This window comes from Microvirga sp. HS2, from assembly GCF_055792805.1.
Genome location: NZ_JBVVAJ010000091.1, coordinates 1 through 1480, shown reverse-complemented (window position 1 = coordinate 1480; position 1480 = coordinate 1). Strand labels below are relative to the sequence as shown.

The following is a 1480-nucleotide window of genomic DNA, read 5'->3' as shown; positions in this document are numbered from 1 at the left end:
GTCCAAGCGGCAAAAACCGCAAGGACCCGAGTACCGATGCGGGGCACAGGGGCGGAGCAGCCCGTAGTAGGGAGGAAGGTTCTGTAATGGGACTGGACCGAAGGGGCTGCAGTGTTCCGCCGCGGCGCAGAGCCAACCGGTAACGGGAGGAGCTCTGTGGCCACGGCAAAGCCGTTTTCCATTCCGAAGCGGGAAGTCTGGGACGCCTTCCAGAAGGTGAAGGCCAACCAGGGAGCGGCTGGCGTAGACGGACAGTCGATTGCGGAGTTTGAGGCTGATCTTGCGAACAACCTCTACCGGCTCTGGAATCGCATGTCCTCAGGGAGCTACTTTCCTCCTCCGGTCAGACGGGTAGACCTTCCCAAGGGCGATGGACGGACCCGGCCGCTGGGCATTCCCACGGTCGGCGACAGGATCGCTCAGGAGGTGGTCAAACGGTATCTGGAGCCGATCCTGGAGCCTGTCTTCCACGATGACTCCTACGGATATCGCCCCGGCCGATCGGCGATCGATGCGCTCCGGAAGACGCGCCAGCGCTGCTGGCGGTTCGACTGGGTGCTCGATATCGACGTCCAGAGTTACTTCGACAGCATCGACTGGGAGTTGCTGCTCAAGGCGGTTCGTCATCATACGGACTGCCCATGGGTGCTGCTTTACGTCGAGCGCTGGCTGAAGGCTCCGGTCCAGATGCAGGACGGTAGCATTGTCCCGCGCACGGCAGGTACGCCTCAGGGCGGGGTGGTCAGCCCTGTCCTGGCGAACCTGTTCCTGCACTATGTGCTCGACGTCTGGATGGCGCGGAGCTTTCCGGCCATTCCGTTCGAGCGCTACGCGGACGACATCATCTGCCATTGCCGCAGCGAAGAGGAGGCTCGTGCGCTGTGGAGTGCCCTGGAGGTCCGCTTTCGGACCTGCGGGCTGGTTCTTCATCCGGCAAAGACCAAAATCGTCTACTGCAAGGACACGAACCGGCGCGGCAACTATCCGGTGCAGTCGTTTGACTTCCTCGGCTATAGCTTTCGGCCGAGAAAGGCAGCCTGGCGCGGTGGTCGTTATGGCACGTCCTTCCTGCCTGCGGCGAGCCCGAAGGCGCTGAAGGCCATCCGGCAGACGGTCCGAGGGTGGGCGTTCCACCACCGGACCGACAAATCCCTGGCGGATCTGGCACGGATGTACCGACCGTACATCCAAGGCTGGATCAACTACTACGGCCACTTCTACAAGTCGGCGTTGACTTGGACCTTGCATCGCATCGATGCCTTCCTGATCCGCTGGGCCTGCAACAAGTTCAAACCGTTGCGCCGGCGGCCCAAGGGCGCAAGAGAGTGGTTGGCGCGGGTCATCCGCGCCAATCCGCACCTGTTTGCGCACTGGCGCTTTCTGCATGGAAACGGCCGAACATCGGGAGCCGTATGACGCGAGAGTGTCACGTACGGTTCTGGGAGCGCGCGGGGGTGAGATTCCCCCGCGCGACTCGCCA

1 protein-coding gene is annotated in these 1480 nt (G+C 62.7%); it reads left to right on the top strand.

Going from position 1 to position 1480, the window contains the following annotated elements:
• The first annotated feature begins 156 nt into the window (after window positions 1–156).
• Window positions 157–1416, top strand: a complete 1260-nt coding sequence (gene ltrA / locus ACS5Q0_RS27430) for a group II intron reverse transcriptase/maturase (protein WP_473129780.1) — start codon at window positions 157–159, stop codon at window positions 1414–1416.
• Window positions 1417–1480: the final 64 nt, after the last annotated feature.